This is a genomic window from Marivirga arenosa (assembly GCF_030503895.2).
GTDB classification, from domain to species: Bacteria; Bacteroidota; Bacteroidia; order Cytophagales; family Cyclobacteriaceae; genus Marivirga; species Marivirga arenosa.
The window spans coordinates 1941335-1960297 of sequence record NZ_CP129970.2 but is presented as its reverse complement, the minus strand read 5'-3'; the positions used below and the strand labels follow the sequence as shown (position 1 = coordinate 1960297).

Genomic DNA, 18963 nt, shown 5'->3' with positions numbered 1-18963 from the left:
ATGAAGATTTTAATAGTTGTTAATAACTATCTTTCTCCTTCTATGACCTTTATTTATAATCAGGTTAAATCATTCTCCCAAAAGAATGAAGTTAAGGTAATTGGATCAGAAATTAACAATATTCATTTGTTTCCATACCATGACTTGGTTCAAATACCCTATAGAAAATTCAACTCATCAAATCTAATTTCGATGATTAAGCGAAAGCTTAAGATTGAATATACAGGTAATAATGCAGGTTATACTAAATCATTGGTAAGGGAAATTGAAAGTTTTAAACCAGACATTATACATACACATTTTGGCCTTCAACTCATAAGAATTGCTAAAGCTGTTGAGAAAACCAATACTAAAACAATTGTAACATTTCATGGCTACGATGCATCCCAGTTGCTGAGAAATAAACTTTACGTTAAGGAGTTGCGAAGAATATTCAATTTCCCTAATGTTTTTGGAACTACGGTTTCAGCCAATATGAAGGATAGACTTGCTCAGCATGGTCTGCCTCCGGAAAAGTTATTTGTTGATTATCTTGGGGTAGATGTAAATTTCTTTGAGCCAAAAGAGAAAATAGAAAATAGAAAGAAAACATTTCTCCAAGTTTCTAACTTTTTGCCTAAGAAGGGTCATGAATTTACAATAAAAGCATTTGCTAGGTTCTTGGACAAAGCCAATAGAAAGGATTATAGACTTATTTTGGCCGGAGCGGGCCCTCTTTTAGATGAAATGCAGCAGCTTACGAAAAAGCTAAATATTGATAAGTTTGTTTCCTTTCCTGGATTAGTAAATAGGACAGAGGTAAAAGATCTAATGCAACATGCAGATTTCTTTGTACACCATAGTGTGACTGCACCAAATGGTGATAGTGAGGGTATACCTACGGTTATAATGGAAGCAATGGCTATGAAATTACCTATATTATCTACCTTTCATTCGGGGATCAGTGAATTAGTTGAAAATGGTAAGGATGGAATTTTAGTAAGAGAAAAGGATGTTTCGGCTTTTGCACATGCCTTCTCCGAAATTCAAAATATCAATGTTAATCCTGACTCTATAAGAAAAAAAATAGTGGGTAAGTTTAATCTTTACAAGCAGTCATTTAATCTGTTAACTTTAATCGAATCACTTAATTGAGTATTGCCAAAAATTTTGTTAGGAATACCAAGTGGAATAGCCTAATTGTATTATATAATATTTTAATACAATTTTCTCAGTTAACCCTACTTACCTATATTCTCACTGTGCAAGAAATGGGTGTGGTTGGGGTAATTGCCATTTTTCTGGGAATTTACTCCATCTTTACCGACTTTGGACTAGGCCGAGCTATAATACAAGATGAAAATTTTGATCAAACCAAACTTTCATCAGCGCTATGGATAGGTATCTTCGCTTCAATAATATTTTCATTAATATTTCTGTTGTGCTCCCCTTTAATATCTGAAGTATTTAACTACGATTTATTTAAAATCATTTTGTACTCACCTCCTATAATTATAATAAATACAATTGGTAACCCATATCATTCGGTTTTACAAAAAGAGTTAATGTTTAAGGAGATTACAAAAATTAATTTTTTTGCGAATTCTGTCTCCTTTGTTTCCGTATTGATGTTTGCTTGGTTTGACCATGGACCCATTTCAATCATTTATGGAAATATTTTAATGTCATCAATAAACACATTGGGTTATATTTATTATTATCCACTTACTTTAGAGGCCCCCATTAAATTTTCTTGGATTCAAATAAAGCCCTACGTTTCATTTGGGCTTTATCAAACAGGAGAAAGATTAATAGGCATTTTGCGATACCATTTTGATAAATTCTTGATTGGTGCCTTTCTGGGGCTTGAAGTTCTAGGAGTTTATAATATTGCCTGGAATATATTAATTATGCCAATTTCTAAACTGAATCCTATCTTATTAAAGGTAGCTTATCCAGTTTTCGCAAAGATCAAGGCAAATGAGAATGCTTTGCATAAATACTATGCTTCCTCAATAAAAGCTGTGGCTTTAATTAATTTCCCTATATTATGCGGTATTTCAATAGTTGCTCATGAATTTATTTCAATCTTTTATAAGCCTGAATATGAATTAGCCGGTTACATGATTGTTCTTTTAAGTTTGGCTTTTTATAACTCTGTGATCGGTAGTCCAGCAGGGACTATTATTGTCGCCAAGGGTCAAGCTAAGGTATCATTCAGATGGAATTTGGTTTACATTTTAATTACCGTTATTACATCCTATATCTTTGTAACTCTCTATCCTCAAATTGATACAGTTCTTTATGCTAGAATTTTACTTACTTATTTTGTGGGTATTTATATCCACAGGATAGTTTATAGGGTTTCTGGATTTAATATATTAGAGTTGATGCCCTTCTTATTAAAACTTGCTTTCTTATGTTTTATAATGTTTAAATTTACCAACCTACTTTTCAGCTGGTTAATTATCTCAGATATCTTTGTATTGTTTGTTTTAAAAGTTCTAACCGGTATTGTTATATATATTGTTGGTATTTATATTCTGTTCAAAAAAGAATTTTTTGATATTTATAAACTCGTAAAAAAATGAAAGTACAAACTAAAAATATTATCATAAGTAATGCTATACCCACTAATAATGGTGATGCCGCGCTTGTTTTTGGTTTAGCAGATCAACTAAAGAGACAAGGCCATAATGTGATTATATCAACTTTTGGATTTTCAAGAATAAATGGGATATACGCTAATGATTATAATTTCATCAAAGAATTCTACGATTATAACTGGCTAAATAAGTTAAAATACATCAATATCTTCTTGTATCCCTTCTTTTTCATTTTTAAATCTAGCTTTAGAAATGCTGATCTAATAATAAGCGCACCAGGTGGTTATATTAATTCTTATTACGGAATTCTTAAAAAGGTAGTACCAATCATTTGGGCAAAATGCTTTGGTAAAAAGGTTGTTATATATTCTCAATCGATAGGTCCTTTAAACATTAGGGATAAGAAAATTTTACGCTTTAGTATGAGATTTATTGATTATGTAATGGTTCGTGATCATTTCTCGCACAAATATATCAATGAAATAATTGATGATAGCATGCTTCATAAAGTAATGAGGACGGAGGATGCCGCATTCTTGTTAAATCCTGTTACCAATTACAGGAAAGCAGTAACAGAAAAAATTGCATGTATATCTGTAAGGAGCTGGAGTCATGATGAAAGAAACAAAGAAGCCTATTATACCATGATCGCTACCTTTACACATAAGCTAATAGATAAGGGATATAGAGTTGAATTTCTTAGTACATGTCAGGGTTTAAACGATTATATAGATGACTCCAAAGTAGCAAAGGAGATAGTTAACGAATACGTTGCTCATGCTTATAAGGAAAAAATTAAGGTCAATAATGATTATTACAAATTGGAGGAACTTAGAGGTAGATTAAGTTCATTTGATTTAGTAATTGGTACGCGCCTGCATATGTGTATATTATCTCTGATTGAAAGTATACCTACATTAAATATTTCATATGAAGTAAAAGGTAAAGAATGCTTTAGTTATCTAGATTTATCAGATTATTCTATCGATTATAATTCTGATATAGATACGGCCGTAATAAGTTTAAATGCTTTAATCAATAATCGAGAGACGTTATCTGAATTTATATCAAAGAAGATTACTGAATTGAATATAAAATCTCAGGAATATTTGACGAATGTTTTAGAGAAGTAAATAATGCTGCAAAAAACTTTTTGTAGCTCTCTTAAGAATATAATCTTTAGAATAATACATGGTCCTGCAAGATCTGTAAGCTTGCTTTAATAGAATATAAGATTTAATATTTTAAATGATATTATGTTTGGTACTATACAAAGCTCATATAAAATCCAGCTAAGTAGCTTCTTGATTTCCCTCTCCCTTATTTTCAGTTATTTGGCTGTATCAAGCTTGTATATGCTGGTTTTTTATTTTATTAGTATCATTTTCTCCTTTTTATATATTTTGAAGTTCCGATTAGGGAAAGTTTATTTTTCACGATCTATAGTCGCATTTCTAATACTTTATTTACCTTTTTTAGTCTATGGGATTATGAATAACTCTGCCGCTCATATTGACTATAAATTTCATTTATTCACATTCTACCTGCTCCTGATGATTCGTACCTTTGAAAGGGAGGTAGGCTTTTATGAGAGGCTCGAAAAAATTTTGATGTTAATATGCTTTATAGTATTTAGTTATTACTTATTATTTTCTTTTTTAAATCTTCCTAGCTCCTTAAATATTTATAATAGAGGAACTGCGGCAGGTGGTTATAGCTATAGAATCGCTGGACCGACTACACTGGCTTTTATACTTGTTGCGTGTCTAAAAATATGGAATAAAACAAAATGGAATCTGATTTATACTTTTACGTTCCTTTTTGGATTAATAACTATTCTTTTACAGGGGAGCTTACAATATCTAATGATTTATGTTATTGTAAATGGGCTTCTTTTTATTAAAAAGGATAAATGGTTGATAATTCTGCCAATTATTTTTATTGCTCTTTTTGCAATAGTTGCGAATACGGCTCAATTTTTTTTCAATGAAAAGTTAACAGAGAAAATAGGTTATATAACCAAACCATGGGAATATAGTACGGTAAAACATAGAGTCGAGACAGTTAATTTAATGCTAGATAAAACGACAGGCTCTTATCAGGAGATCTTTTTTGGCTCTGGTGTAGGCGTAACTTCAACTTATTTTGAGATTAATGAGATATCTCCTTCTTTATCAAGACAGCGAACTTTTCATGAAATTGATAATGGTTTTTATTATGTGTATCATAGATTTGGTCTCGTGGGTCTCAGTATTTTCTTATTATTTCATTTATACCTTTTATTTGGTTCAAAGGTTAATCTCAGGTTTAAACTAGCATTCTTGGCAATTTTTTTAATCTCTAATCTTCTTTCAATTCATTACTTCACCAACGCGTTTTTCGTGCTTTTTCTTATTTTATTTCTTAATAAACATAATAGAAGCGCAGCAAACCATCCTAATAACTCTAAAGAGATAATTGCCTTTAAAAACCAAGGCTAGTTTTATTAAATCAATTTGAACTTAAAACTGTAAAGAGTCCAATGCCGATTGCTATAGTTTTAGAATTAATATTTTAACCAATATGAAAAGGAAGAAAGGTTCTTTAAATATTCTTGCAGTAAAGTTTTTATTATTAGTGATGATATTCTTATGGATTGTTAAAGGGTTGTCCAGTTTTATTAAGATTAGTAGGGACAAGAATTTACTAACAGCCCTGAACCACCTTGATCAAAATAATCAAGAAAATAATTTCGACATTTTATTTTTTTCAAATTCTCAGGTTTATACAACTTTTGATCCGCTATATATAAAACATTTGACTGGTAAAAATGCGTTATTATTAGCTAGTCCCTCTCAAAGCTTGTTTTTTACCTTGATTACAATTGAAAAAGCGTTACAAAATCACTCGCCAGATAAAATAGTAATAAGCTTAACGGCTGAATCATCAAAATTACCTGATGATCAAAAGGCGTGGTTTTATAATTCTAGAGCCATGAGGGTTCTTGAACCAGATTTTTCAAAATTTTGGACGTTTATGAAATTGATACCTCACGTAAAAGCACAAAAGGTACTCTTAGAAGGTTTATCTAGTTTCGCATATGCGCTATGTCATTTGAATGAATGGAAGAATTACAAAGTCTCAAATCCATCAAAAAACGTATATAGTGATAGCTATTTAGGCTTCATCCCCAAAAGAAGGCCAAATAATAATGATTTTAATAATTATTCAAGTAGAAATTGTCATAATAAAAATGAAAAGCCAAATCTATTTTTTGATACTCCAACTAGAGAGTTCTTCAAAGATTTCTTAAATAAATTAAAAAGGAAGGGAATCGATTTAGTTATAGTCTCCCCAATAGTAGTTGATTCGACATCTGAACTTAATTTTATGCAAGATGTGGGCACTATCATAGAAGAAGTGGGTATGACAAACAAAGTAAAGCTCATTGATTTGAACCAGATTAATAATACATCAAGATTAAATGTTGGAAAGAATGAATTCTATGATTGTAATCACTTGAATCACCTTGGGGCCTTAAAAGTAACAAAGTATTTTTGTGAAGAGATATTTGGTGAATCGAATAACTTAACCAAAATTCACCCCAAACTTAATTACCGAAAAAACCTTAACCTCAATAATTATCAATTATTGATTGATGATAATTTTCAGAAGGTGGTACAATTATACCTCAATGATATACCAAGGGATTATTTAGACTACAATACGGTTATCAATGTTATTCCTTTTTCTGATTTTAAGCATAAACTTATAGATAGTACCTCGAGTAGCGATGCATCGTATTTAAAAGTTAAAGAATACTTTAAACTTGCTGATAGCAGTTATCTGGCGCATATTCCTTTAGACACAGAACTTAAAAGCTCTGAAATAGAACGAATAGACTTGTGGTTCTATAAACCTAATTCATTTGGTAGTGGAAAACACTCAATTTACAAATCAAATCTAATTTTAGAGCCTTAATTCTGGGAGTTTTTATATTCAACATGAAAATCTATAATTTGAAATTGCAAAACTTTAGGCGTTGATAAGGACAAAAAAAAGGTTGTTAATATTTAGATTATGTAAGGATATTATTCAATTTGAAATCTTCATTTCCTTATTAATGCGGTGATAAATAAATTTGTTAGCTTTGCATCTTTATTATGATTGACATTTTTCCATTCAATTGTTAACCTATGTTATTTAATTCACTTGGTTTCCTGTTATTTTTCCCGATAGTTGTAATTATCTATTTTATTTTACCTAATAAATGGAGATGGGTATGGCTCCTAGCGGCTAGTTATTATTTCTACATGAGCTGGAATGCTACCTATGCGCTTTTAATACTAACTTCAACGGTTATCACCTATTTATCGGGAATATTCATTAATAAGAGTGATAAAGTTAACAAAAAAAAGGTATGGGTAGCCATAAGCTTTGTTAGTAATTTATTGATATTGATTTACTTTAAATATTTCAATTTCTTAGCTAATTCTATCAATGACCTTATGGAAATATCGCAGTTAGGTATAAATATACCTAATCTTGATATTTTGCTACCTGTAGGGATTTCATTCTATACATTTCAAGCATTGAGTTATACCGTAGATGTATACAGGGATCAAATAAAGCCTGAATTACACTTTGGCAAATATGCTCTTTTTGTTTCCTTTTTCCCACAGCTAGTTGCTGGTCCAATTGAGAGATCTTCTCATTTGATCCCTCAATTTAGTCAAAGGCATCCTTTCAACTATAATAAATTTAAGAGTGGCTTAAGATTGATGATATGGGGATTCTTTATGAAGCTGGTGGTGGCTGATAGGGTGGCCATATTGGTCAATGAAGTATATAATTCACCGGAGGATCATTATGGTGTTCAGATATTAGTGGCAACCGTTTTTTTTGCAATTCAGATATATTGTGACTTCGCTGGGTATTCTAATATAGCCATTGGTGCAGCCAGGATTATGGGTTTCGATTTAATGAAAAATTTCGACACACCTTATTTTTCAAAATCTATCACAGAATTTTGGAGGAGATGGCATATTTCACTTTCTACTTGGTTTAGAGATTACCTTTATATTCCGCTGGGAGGAAGTCGCGTTAAATTATATCGTTCTTATTTGAATCTATTTATCGTATTCTTAGTTAGTGGTTTATGGCATGGAGCATCTTATAATTTTCTAATTTGGGGTGCTCTACATGGAATTTTTATCGTTGTAGAAAAGGCTATTAACACAAGCGCTCTTCGCCCTACGATTAATAGGTTTTTTAACTTTGATTTACTTGCTAATAAACTATTATTAATTGTATTTACCTTTATTCTTGCAGACTTTGCCTGGATCTTCTTTAGGGCAAACAATTTGAGTGATTCAGTAGTGATTATAAGAAATCTCTTTGATTGGGACTGGAATCTACTTTTTAATGGGAGTTTATACAATCTAGGGCTAGAGGCTAATGAGTTTTGGTTAGCTGTTTATTCCATCCTTTTTTTAATTGGTTTAGAGGTCTTTCAATCTAAAATGAATCTGTCTAAAGCATTAAATGCCCAACCTATTATATTCAGGTGGTCTGTTTATTTAATATTATTGTTTTCAGTTTTAATCTTTGGTGTATATGGATCTGAGGAAAAATCCTTCATTTATTTTCAGTTTTAAGTTAGTAGTCTTTATACTACTAATAGTTCTAATAAGTTATTTTATCTCTGATTTTATTGTTCCTAAGTCAGATGAGAGGCTGGATGTGAGTTTTAAAGAATTGAGGAATGAGACAAAAGACGGTACAAATTATGACGTTTTATTTTTCTCTAATTCTCATGTTTTCACAGCCATTGATCCATTACTACTTGAAAACCTAACAGGAATTAAAAGTCTTCATTTAGGTTCTTCGGCCCAGAGAACACTTTTTACGATTGAAACAATAAAGGCTGCATTAGAAATTCATAAACCTAAAGTAGTGGTGCTTGATTTCTCTCAAAATGCAACTTTTATTCCAAAGGAGGAGGAAGTTTGGTCTTTTAATACAAAAGGTTTTCTGTCCATTGAGCCGAATTTATCCAAATTGAGAACCATGTTAGAAGTAATTCCTCATGCTGAGAAGCCTGATTATCTTATCAATGGGTTTTCTGGCTATTTTTATGCACTAAATAATCTGAATAAGTGGAAAAATTACACCACAAAAGAGCCAGAAGCCTTCTCCAGAGGATATCTTGGTTTTAGACCTGCAGCTAGTTCTTTATATGAGAAAGATACTAGTCATGCAACATGGAATGATGCATACATGAATTTTAATTGCAATAAGGAATATAAATTCTTTGATGATAACGTTACAAAAGATTATTTAATAGAGTTTCTTAAAGAGTACGATGAAATTGGTGTTAAAATAGTTCTTGTTTCATCTTTAAAATTATATTCCTGTACAGAGGCTAATGTCGTTAAAGAGTTTAGCGAAATAACTGAAGGCACAAATAAAGAGAACATTAAATTGCTAAATCTTAATACTCCTAAAGTTAAAAAAGAGCTAAATTTTAATAGAAGACATTATGCCAATAGCACTCACTTGAGTAAATTTGGTGCATTTGAACTAACAGAATACCTAGCTCCATATTTTAGTAGTTTGGTTGGTAATATAAGGAATCAAAATAGTTGTTTAAAATATAGAAAGGGTCTTAATATTCATTCCTTTCAACTCCAACTAGACGATTACTTTAATAAAGTACTTCATTTATATTTTGATAGTATCCCTTCAGATTATCTAGAGTATAACACTGTTATAAATGTGTATCCAAAACCAGGTTTAGAATATAAACTAATGAATCAGGATAAAAAATCTGATAATACCTATATGGAGGTGAAGGATTTTAAAAAAATTAGGAAAGGATTTGTTGCAGATATATACCTTGATACGAAACTTATGAATGATGAAATTGAAAAAATCGATCTATGGTTCTATAAACCTAATTCATTTGGAAGTGGGAGACACACAATATACATAGCCAAAGATTAAATTATGATCCTATATATAGTACCAAATATCAATAAAGTAAGTGGTGGTCCTAGATCTAGGATTATGAACTTTAAAAAAGAATTCATATCAAATTCTGATTTGGTGATAGAGGGTAATGGATTTGATAAATTGAAATCCGTATTTGGTACCAGGCGTCATGGTAAAGTATATATTGAAACTGCTTCCAACCGCTTGTTCTTTGTGGATTTCATATGCCTTTCAATTCTCTATCTGAAGGGATGCAAAATTATCCCGTTCATAAGAGATATCTATATTGAATTACTTCCTCAGGAGTATAGCTCTTTTCGAGGAAAAATAACGAAGCTTTTTAATAAGATATCTAATAAGTTTCTATGCAAAATTGCGGAGTTAGTGGTTTTTCCTACTAAAGAAATGGGAAAGAAATACTTCGAAATTAATCAATTTTCTAAACCTATTAGATACGATGAGTTACCGCCAGGCTGTTTTAAAACAAATGAAGAGAAAAACATGCCAGCAGCTTCTGTTAGCAAGGAAAAAACTGGTTTAGCATTTATAGGTGGAGTCAATTATGCAAATTCAGGCATTGATAATTTCATAAATATTGCAGGGAAACTGAATGTAAAATACAATTTCTACATTCTAAGTCAAGACAAAAACGTTGAGAAAATCCTTGAACAGCATAATTTGACTCTTAAAATTACTTTCACACACGTGAAATTTGAATTGTTAGCAACTTATTTCCAGGACAATAATATTAAATTTGCAATTCACGCACGTTCAAGAAGTCTATATGATGACCTCACATTCCCAATTAAAATATTAGATCTAATTTCTTTAGGCATTCCATTTTTAAGTGAAAAGCACAAACCAATTGCTAGACTGACCGGTGATAAATATCCTCTCTTTTGCGAAATAGAAAAAGTGGAAGAAATTGACAAAAAGCTATCTCAATATGAGCAAGAATCATATTATGGTAAACTTTTAGATGACATTAGATTGCTTCGTGAGCGGAATCTTTATAAACAGAGATACATAGAATTAACAAAGTTCTTTAAAAACTAAATAAAGCAAATGGATAAATTCTGGGTGATATCAAACATGTATCCATCTGAAGTTAACCCTAGGTACGGTGTATTTGTGAAGAATTTTGTGAAGGATTTAGAAAATCTAGGCCTTAATTTCACTCTTAAGACATTTATAAAAGGAAGGAACTCCAACGCTTTTTATCAAAAGTTGATGGATTACCTTAAATTTTATATTGAAATTTTTAGAGGTTTATTTTTAAAAAATTCTCAATTTAATAAAATTTATGTACACTTCCCGTTACACGTAGCCTTTTTATTAATCTTTGTAAATAAGCCAATATTCTTAAATTTTCATGGTTCAGAAATAAGCCGTTCAAATCTATTCAGTAAGCTTCTTTTTTTCTTTTTAATGAAATTAGTAGAAAAAAGAAATGTTCAGATTGTAGTGCCATCTCATTTCTATAAAGATAAAGTTAATGCAATTTTCCATCTTGATACTAAAAAATACATTGTATATCCTTCTGGCGGGATCAATACAAGTATTTTTAAACCTTTTACTATAGATAAAATTAAAGAACTAAAGAAAACTTATAACTGTCAATCAAATAGTTTTATAATAGGTTTTACTTCATCTTTAATAGAGGACAAAGGAGTTAGAGTTTTTCTTAAGACGTTAAAAAAATTAGAGAATATTAAAAAAATTCAAAAATTAGATATTTTTATTGTAGGTGATGGACCATTGAAAAGAGAGGTTGAAGAATTTGTTAGGTCCTATAATAACAGTATGCTGTTTCATTTGCTACCTGCTCAAAATCAAAAAAAATTATCAGAATTATTTAATATTTTTGATCTTTTGGTTTTTCCATCGTCTAGAGAAAGTCTGGGTTTAATTGGTATTGAAGCAATGGCTTGTAAAAAAGTGGTCATTGCCGCTGATAATGGTGGAGTAAAATCATATCTAATAAATAATCAAAATGGCTTTTTATTTGAGAAGAATAATGATACCCAGTTGAAAGATAAAATACTTAATTATATTAATTTAGACAAGAAGAAGCTAAAACTCATAGAAGATCAAGCCATTAATACCGCTTTACTATATGAATCTAAGAAAGTAAATCTCAAACTAATAGAAAGACTCTAAAGATGATTGTTATTAATAAAAAAATCATAGAAAACATTTGCTTGTTATTTCTATATTTGGTCGTTTTAACAATTCCATTTCAAATATTACTTAATAGCTATTTGATAATTAGTCTTACTCTTTTCTCGACATTTTACTTTTTTTCCCTTAGATTGTATACTAAAGTTAAGATAAACAAATTCTATTTTCTACCTTCTTTATTTTTCCTGATAGCTATTTTAGGTTTAAATCAATCTGTAAACATCGATTCTGGAACAAACTTCATCGAGAAAAACCTTTCATCTATAACGTTTCCTTTAGTATTTTTGCTTTTAACTCCCATTATTAAAAAAAAATATTGTAAAATAATTACTGTATTTGCATATTCAGTTATCTCATTGATGACTTTCTATTTAATATTTCAACTAGTTCTAATAATTGAAACAGGAGCTGGCCTAGAAACTCTTTTTCATTATAATACACATTATAATATTGCAAAGAGGTTTGGTTCTCACAATACCTATTTATCACTTTATTTAGTATTTAGTGTTGGAGTTTATTTAAATAAACTGGTCAAGAATAAAAAGTATCGCCTTTTCACTCTACTATTAATTATTTCATCTGTTTTATATATAGTAATTCTTGCATCACGGTCTCAATTTATTGCATTAGGAATTTTACTTATTGTTTCAGCAATAATATATATTTTTAACAAAAGAGAGTTAGCAAAAGGAGTAATTGCAATTTTTTTAATCAGTGGATTATTATTTTTTTTAATGAAAAACGTGCACTTTCTATCCTATCGTTTTGATAAAATCATGGAAAGAGAATTCAATATTGAAAACATTGATAAAAGAGGGGACAAACGTTTTTACAGATGGAAATCAATTTATAATCATATTGATAAAAACACGTTATTTGGTTATGGTACTGGGGATGAAATGGAAAACCTTAATACTTTTTACCAACAGGACAATTTATTTAGTGCAATAAATAAATATAATGCACATAATGAATATATTTCTACTTATATCAGATGGGGATGGATTGGTTTAGTTTTACTTGTAATTTTTTTAATTTATCAATTTTCCCTTTCTATTAAAAATAAAGATTATTTGTATTTTGTTTTTATATTGATCATTGCCCATTTATGCTTATATGAAAGTATATTTGGAGTACAGAAAGGTATAGTTTTTTTCTTTTTCTTTTCATCCTTATTTTTACATAAATATAAAATCCAGTCTATTGATTAAAGTAGAAATCATTAATGAATATAAAATTCATGCCCCTCAAACAAGGAATGAATTGTTGGAATACATTGGAAATTACAAGGGTATACTTGTAGCTATGAACGCTGAAAAAATCCTTAAAAAAGATAATAGGCTTAAGAACTTAATTAATAATAATCTTGGTTATCCAGATGGTATTGGTGCTGTTTGGGCTTTGAAGAAAAAAGGTTTACAAACTACTAAAATCGCAGGTGCAGAATTTTGGTTAGACATCATTAATAAATTTCATAGAAAGAAATCCTTCTATCTTGTAGGCGCTTCAGTAGAAGTGATTAAACAAACAGTAAATAAACTACAATTTGAATTTCCTGAAATTGACATAAGGGGCCATAGAAACGGGTTTATTCAAACAGATGAAGAGAAAAATGATTTGATTCAAGATATTTCTAAAAAAAAGCCTGATGTAGTATTTGTCGCTATGGGAACTCCTAAACAAGAGTTTCTAATGGAGGAAATGCTATCTCATAATAAGTCTTTGTATATGGGCTTAGGTGGTAGTTTTGACGTATATTCCGGACATAAAAACCGAGCCCCAGATTTTTTCATAAATAACTGGTTAGAATGGTTATATCGTTTATTAAAAGAACCTACTAGATACAAAAGACAGCTGGTCCTAATTAAATTCTTTTTTTTGGTTATGTTTAATCGAATTTAAAGTAACTACATGACATAATTAGATAATTCACTAAAACCCTTTAAATTTGTCTATCCAAGACACGATAAGAATCGAATATCTTTCAAATTTAAGCAATGCCGCAAACCCTAGCTAGTTTAATTACTTCCTTTATTCTAACCTTTCTCTTAACGCCATTGGTAATTGGCTTCTTTAAGAAGAAGAATATCATGGATAAGCCAGGAGGAAGGAAAATCCATATAGGTGATACTCCCTCTATGGGAGGCATTGCCATATTTATGGGAGTGGTGATTGCATTATTAATTTGGATGCCAATGCTTGGTTTACAGAAATTTAAATTCTTTTATGGTGCAATAGGAATTATGTTCATAGTTGGACTGAGGGATGATTTGGTTCCTGTAAGACCAATAGTAAAACTTGCAGCCCAATTATTATCATCTTGTATGGTGATCTTCCTTATGGATATTAAATTAAACTCTTTATATGGAATATTAACAATTGAAGAAATACCATACATAATCAGCTTTTTCTTATCATTATTTACCTTAATAGTAGTAACTAACTCCTATAACTTAATTGATGGATTAGATGGTTTAGCTAGTAGTATAGGAATAATAGCATTTTTCTTTTTTGGGATCTATTTCTTTTTGGTAGGGCAAACTTATTATTCTATGGTATGCTTTGCATTCATTGGCGCTTTAATCGCCTTTCTCAACTTTAATTGGGAACCTTCGCGCATATTTATGGGAGATACTGGAGCCTTATTAATTGGTTTTGCATTAGCTGTAGTTACTATCAAATTCATTGATTATAATCATTATCTGCCAGCTGAAACTCCTTTTAAACTTAATTCATCAATCGCTGTTGGTATATCAGTTATCATCATACCTCTTTTTGATACATTGAGGGTATTCATCTCCAGAGCTATTAAGAAGAAATCTCCATTCTCCCCTGATAAAACACATATCCATCATATCTTGATGCGACTTGGTTTTAGTCACTCTGGAACCACATTAATTATGATTGCAACTAATATTGTGATTATATGCATAGCTTTAGCACTAGACTTTTTAGGTGACAATATTTTAGTCCCAACAATAATTGGATTATGCATTCTCCTAAGCTTAATGCTTGATCAAATACTACAGGCTAATATTAGAAGAAAAAAGAAAGAAGTAGTGAAGAACTTTAGAAGAGATTAAATAAAAAAGGAGCTATAAAGCTCCTTTTTTATTGTGTTATATACGTTATCTCTATTTATTCAACTGTTACGGATTTTGCCAAATTCCGAGGTTGATCAACATTAGCTCCTCTCATTACTGCTATATGATATGACAATAACTGCAATGGAATAGTTGATACCATTGGCATTAAAGCTTCATGTGTACCAGGAACTTCAATGGTATGGTCTACCATAGACGGAATCAATGAATCTCCTTCTGAAACCACAGCTATGACTTTTCCTTTTCTAGCTTTTACTTCCTGAATATTAGATACGATCTTATCATAAGAACTATCTCTTGTGGCAATTACCACTACTGGCATTTCCTCATCGATTAAAGCAATTGGACCATGCTTCATCTCAGCAGCAGGATAGCCTTCTGCATGTATATATGATATTTCTTTTAATTTCAATGCTCCTTCTAAAGCCACAGGGAAATTGTAACCTCTTCCTAAATACAAGAAATTTCTTGCATCTTTAAATAACTCAGCAATACCTTCAACCTGCTTATCAGTTTTTAAAGCTTTTTCAACTTTTGCTGGTATATTCTCTAAATCAACTAATATTTCTCTATATCTCTGCTCAGCAATTGTTCCTTTCCTAAAAGCAGTTTTTAATGCTATCATTGTGAGAACTGTTAACTGAGCGGTAAATGCCTTTGTACTTGCCACACCGATTTCTGGACCTGCATGGGTATAAACTCCTTCATGAGAAACCCTAGATATAGAAGACCCTACTACATTACATACTCCTAAAACTATGGCTCCTTTAGACTTTGCTAATTCCATAGCTGCTAAAGTATCTGCGGTTTCTCCCGATTGAGAAATAGCAATTACTATATCTCCTTCTTTTATTACTGGGTTTCTATACCTAAACTCTGAAGCATATTCAACTTCAACAGGTATCCTGCAAAATTCTTCGAAAATATATTCTGCAACTAAGCCTGCATGCCAAGAAGTTCCGCAAGCTACAATTACAATTCTTTCAGCATTAATTAGAGCATTTGAATAATCTCTAATACCGCCTAGTACTAACTTTCCTTCATTAGCCATTAAACGACCTCTGAAACAATCTTTAATTGACTTAGGCTGCTCAAAGATCTCTTTCAACATGAAATGCTCGAAACCACCTTTTTCGATAGCTTCTAATTCCATATCCACTTTTTGGATATAAGGAGTCATTTTAACATCTTTAGTATCCCTGATGCTTATTTCACCATCTTTAATTAAAGCAATTTCATAATCATTTACATAAATGACTTCATTAGTATATTCTACTATTGGAGTAGCATCTGATGCTAAAAAATATTCACCTTTTCCAACTCCAATTACTAAAGGGCTTCCTTTTCTCGCTGCAATAAGCTGATTAGGGTGATCCTTTGACATAACAACAATAGCATACGCTCCTATCACTTTAGTTAGAGCTAATCTAACTGCCTCCTCAAGAGATCCGTCATTATTTTTATAAATATCTTCAATGAAATTTATAAAAACTTCTGTATCAGTTTCACTTTTGAATGTGTATCCTTTATTCTCTAGATCTTTTCTTAATGAAGAATAATTCTCAATGATTCCGTTGTGAATAATTGCTAAATCACCACTTTGAGAAAAATGGGGATGTGCATTTTCATCACTTGGAGCACCATGAGTAGCCCATCTAGTATGACCAATTCCAATGGTACTCTTTGTGTTTTTATCCTTTAAAAAGGACTCTAATTCAGCTACCTTCCCTTGTTTTTTATATATATTGAGACCATCGTTCATCAGGGCAATACCTGCACTGTCGTAACCTCTATATTCCAATCTCTTTAACCCTTTAAGGATAATCTCAGAAGCATTCTGATGACCTACATATGCTACAATTCCACACATATTCTAATTATTTAAATGTTGTGTAATAGATTCTTATTTTGATATTCTCTTTATCTACAAAGAAATGATCAAAGTTACCTAAATTAATTTTTGGAACTTCATTAAATGGAGTTGAGTTTCTTCTTATAAACTGGCCTGTAAATATGAAATCATAGTCAGGATTCCATAAACCAGGATTATTATAAATCTCTTGTAAAAAGAAACTTATATCTCCTTTAATTTCCTTCTTACCCTCATCATAAGAAAGTGCAATTGGAGTTGATGCTCCATTAGGATTTACTGGTGCTCCACCACTTCCGAAATTGGCTTGAAATGCCCAGAAATCCTCTCCTTGTTTTTCAATATTTCCATCTTCTCCTAAAATGTAAGGAATGATATTACTCGCGGGCCTTATTTGATTGGTTTGATTCTCCTCTAAAACAAAATCAGGGCTACTGATAACTAACTCTGCTCTATTTATCTGCATAAATTCAACAGTATCCAAGAACGTAAGATAGTTTGACAATTTTACTTTAGGGGAGATTCCAAGCATATTGTTAAAATAAGCTTTAGAATCATCAGCTAATTCAAATTCTTCTTTACCAGAATAATTCATTGGAATCATAGAACCCGGCTGGAAATCAACTTGAGTAAAACTAGATCCCGATAAAGATAATTGTACACTTCCTAATGTGTCTAATTCTGGAGATTCATAAATGACCTCAAGATAGGACTCTCCATCTGCCAAATTTATACCCTGAATATTGTTCAAATCTGAGCCAAGCTCAATTTTAAAACCTTTCAAGGCATTATAGATATCCACAGAACTATTATCAGTATCCTGAATTAATGATATTATTTCATTCCCTAGATCATTGCGCATAGGAATAAAATGGTCTAATGTATCAATAGGACTCACAATTATTTCCTCGTCTAATGATAACATTTCGTCAAGAGGTATTTCATCGTAAATTCCATAGGACCCTCCGTTGATAGCCAAGGTATCTGCCAATTGATTAACCACAAAATTTTGACCAGAGGTGAACTGTGATCCATAATAGTAATTGAATCCTAATTTTAATCTGGTTTGCGTTACTGAAGCATTACTTGGAATGCTGTCTCTTCTAAAATCATTATCAAGCAATAAACCAAAATAACCACTTGCCGAAAAATCTCCAATTAAAGGATCATTCTGTTTCCCTACAAAAATTTGCCCTCTTGAACCCGCAACAGCATTTGTACTTACGATTAATGAATCGAAAGCTGTATGATTCATCTCCAATGGTATTTCCACAAATCTGATTTCTGTGCTATTACCACCGGGTACTAAATCACCTTCAACTTCAATAGCTTCCTCACATGAAACGAAAAAAAAGGCCAGCAGGATAGCTGGCCCTGATAAAAATGTTCTTGCAGTATTAACCTGCCAATTCTGTATATAGGTTGAAATAAGACTCTTCAAAGTCTTCTCCTTTTTCAATAGTGTCAACTTTCTTTTCTTTTTCGAATGTTGAAAATAATTCATCAAGGTTTTCTTTAAACTCATCACCTGCTTTAATAACTGCATCTGCATATTCTGCACCGATTTTTATGAACCCTTCATAGTCGGCTGATTCTAAGTGAGACAACATGCTATCATCAATATCAAGCATTTTTACTTTGTCCACTAAATCTGTCCCAAATTTATGAGAGAATTCTGTATTATACACAGTAAATACAGATTTTGCATCTTTAAATATTGGGTCATTTTTATAAGTGGTCTTTAAGTACATTGGAATCAAGCTAGTCATCCAGTCATTACAATGTACTACATCAGGAGCCCACCCTAATTTCTTAACTGTCTCTAACGCTCCTTTGCAGAAAAATATTGCTCTCTCATCGTTGTCTGGATAGAAATTATTTTCCTTATCATGGAATACAAATTTACGCTGAAAATAATCTTCATTATCAATGAAATAAACCTGAAGTTTAGCATTAGGTATAGAAGCTACCTTTATGATTAAAGGTTTTTCCTCCTCTCCCACTGAGATATTTATTCCAGAAAGACGAACCACTTCGTGTAGTCTGTTCTTTCTTTCATTGATCAGCCCGAAGCGAGGCACTAAAATACGAATTTCCATTCCTCTTTCCTGCATGGCTTGAGGGAGCTTTCGTACAAATTCTGCTACTTCTGATGTTTTTAAAAATGGATTGATTTCATTGGCTACGTAAAGAATTCGAAGCTTTGACATATGCTTATTGGATTTGATTAATTCATAAACGAAGCACAAAA

General features: G+C 31.2%; 15 protein-coding genes. 12 read left to right on the top strand and 3 right to left on the bottom strand.

What is annotated here, in order from left to right; translation table 11 throughout:
• From QYS48_RS08620 to QYS48_RS08565, 12 genes are all read left to right on the top strand, one after another.
• On the top strand, positions 1-1134 hold the full coding sequence (locus QYS48_RS08620) for a glycosyltransferase (RefSeq protein WP_308358405.1): 1134 nt from the start codon (positions 1-3) through the stop codon (positions 1132-1134).
• Entirely contained in the window at positions 1131-2570 is a 1440-nt protein-coding gene (locus QYS48_RS08615) for an oligosaccharide flippase family protein (RefSeq protein WP_308358404.1), read from the top strand. Before QYS48_RS08620 ends, QYS48_RS08615 begins: the two co-directional genes overlap by 4 nt.
• The gene (locus QYS48_RS08610; RefSeq protein ID WP_302102385.1) at positions 2567-3718 is read left to right on the top strand and encodes a polysaccharide pyruvyl transferase family protein; all 1152 of its coding nucleotides are present in this window, start codon (positions 2567-2569) and stop codon (positions 3716-3718) included. The genes QYS48_RS08615 and QYS48_RS08610 overlap by 4 nt, the downstream gene beginning before the upstream one ends.
• A 357-nt stretch (positions 3719-4075) precedes the next feature.
• Complete coding sequence (locus tag QYS48_RS08605) at positions 4076-5065, top strand: hypothetical protein (protein WP_308358403.1); 990 nt, start codon at positions 4076-4078, stop codon at positions 5063-5065.
• An 82-nt stretch (positions 5066-5147) separates the two neighbouring features.
• A complete protein-coding gene (locus QYS48_RS08600) occupies positions 5148-6545 on the top strand; it encodes a hypothetical protein (protein ID WP_308358402.1) in 1398 nt (465 codons plus the stop codon).
• A gap of 215 nt (positions 6546-6760) precedes the next feature.
• Entirely contained in the window at positions 6761-8221 is a 1461-nt protein-coding gene (locus QYS48_RS08595; RefSeq protein ID WP_308358401.1) for an MBOAT family O-acyltransferase, read from the top strand.
• Positions 8181-9569: a hypothetical protein gene (locus QYS48_RS08590; protein ID WP_308358400.1), complete on the top strand. Its 1389-nt coding sequence runs from the start codon at positions 8181-8183 to the stop codon at positions 9567-9569. The genes QYS48_RS08595 and QYS48_RS08590 overlap by 41 nt, the downstream gene beginning before the upstream one ends.
• Positions 9570-9572: 3 nt before the next feature.
• Positions 9573-10613, top strand: a complete 1041-nt coding sequence (locus QYS48_RS08585) for a hypothetical protein (protein WP_308358399.1) — start codon at positions 9573-9575, stop codon at positions 10611-10613.
• An 87-nt stretch (positions 10614-10700) separates the two neighbouring features.
• Complete coding sequence (locus tag QYS48_RS08580; RefSeq protein ID WP_302102392.1) at positions 10701-11717, top strand: glycosyltransferase family 4 protein; 1017 nt, start codon at positions 10701-10703, stop codon at positions 11715-11717.
• A gap of 380 nt (positions 11718-12097) precedes the next feature.
• Positions 12098-12949: an O-antigen ligase family protein gene (locus tag QYS48_RS08575; protein WP_308358398.1), complete on the top strand. Its 852-nt coding sequence runs from the start codon at positions 12098-12100 to the stop codon at positions 12947-12949.
• A complete protein-coding gene (locus QYS48_RS08570; protein WP_308358397.1) occupies positions 12942-13640 on the top strand; it encodes a WecB/TagA/CpsF family glycosyltransferase in 699 nt (232 codons plus the stop codon). Before QYS48_RS08575 ends, QYS48_RS08570 begins: the two co-directional genes overlap by 8 nt.
• Before the next feature lie 95 nt (positions 13641-13735).
• Entirely contained in the window at positions 13736-14821 is a 1086-nt protein-coding gene (locus tag QYS48_RS08565) for an MraY family glycosyltransferase (protein ID WP_308358396.1), read from the top strand.
• Between the two features lie 55 nt (positions 14822-14876).
• Here QYS48_RS08565 and glmS read toward each other — a convergent pair whose 3' ends face one another.
• From glmS to QYS48_RS08550, 3 genes are read right to left on the bottom strand one after another with little or no spacing between them, the layout of a single operon-like run.
• Positions 14877-16712 (bottom strand): glutamine--fructose-6-phosphate transaminase (isomerizing), encoded by a 1836-nt coding sequence (gene glmS, locus QYS48_RS08560; RefSeq protein ID WP_308358395.1) that lies wholly within the window; start codon positions 16710-16712, stop codon positions 14877-14879.
• A 7-nt stretch (positions 16713-16719) separates the two neighbouring features.
• The gene (locus QYS48_RS08555; protein WP_308358394.1) at positions 16720-18153 is read right to left on the bottom strand and encodes a DUF4270 family protein; all 1434 of its coding nucleotides are present in this window, start codon (positions 18151-18153) and stop codon (positions 16720-16722) included.
• Positions 18110-18922: a glycogen/starch synthase gene (locus tag QYS48_RS08550; RefSeq protein WP_308358393.1), complete on the bottom strand. Its 813-nt coding sequence runs from the start codon at positions 18920-18922 to the stop codon at positions 18110-18112. Before QYS48_RS08550 ends, QYS48_RS08555 begins: the two co-directional genes overlap by 44 nt.
• Positions 18923-18963 lie beyond the last annotated feature (41 nt).

Bases quoted from the DNA above. Each gene is read 5' to 3' on its own strand.
- QYS48_RS08620 (WP_308358405.1), top strand. From the start codon at position 1: ATGAAGATTTTAATAGTTGTTAATAACTATCTTTCTCCTTCTATGACC.
- QYS48_RS08610 (WP_302102385.1), top strand. From the start codon at position 2,567: ATGAAAGTACAAACTAAAAATATTATCATAAGTAATGCTATACCCACT.
- QYS48_RS08605 (WP_308358403.1), top strand. From the start codon at position 4,076: ATGAATAACTCTGCCGCTCATATTGACTATAAATTTCATTTATTCACA.
- QYS48_RS08600 (WP_308358402.1), top strand. From the start codon at position 5,148: ATGAAAAGGAAGAAAGGTTCTTTAAATATTCTTGCAGTAAAGTTTTTA.
- QYS48_RS08595 (WP_308358401.1), top strand. From the start codon at position 6,761: ATGTTATTTAATTCACTTGGTTTCCTGTTATTTTTCCCGATAGTTGTA.
- QYS48_RS08590 (WP_308358400.1), top strand. From the start codon at position 8,181: ATGGATCTGAGGAAAAATCCTTCATTTATTTTCAGTTTTAAGTTAGTA.
- QYS48_RS08585 (WP_308358399.1), top strand. From the start codon at position 9,573: ATGATCCTATATATAGTACCAAATATCAATAAAGTAAGTGGTGGTCCT.
- QYS48_RS08575 (WP_308358398.1), top strand. From the start codon at position 12,098: ATGACTTTCTATTTAATATTTCAACTAGTTCTAATAATTGAAACAGGA.
- QYS48_RS08565 (WP_308358396.1), top strand. From the start codon at position 13,736: ATGCCGCAAACCCTAGCTAGTTTAATTACTTCCTTTATTCTAACCTTT.
- glmS (WP_308358395.1), bottom strand. From the start codon at position 16,712: ATGTGTGGAATTGTAGCATATGTAGGTCATCAGAATGCTTCTGAGATT.
- QYS48_RS08550 (WP_308358393.1), bottom strand. From the start codon at position 18,922: ATGTCAAAGCTTCGAATTCTTTACGTAGCCAATGAAATCAATCCATTT.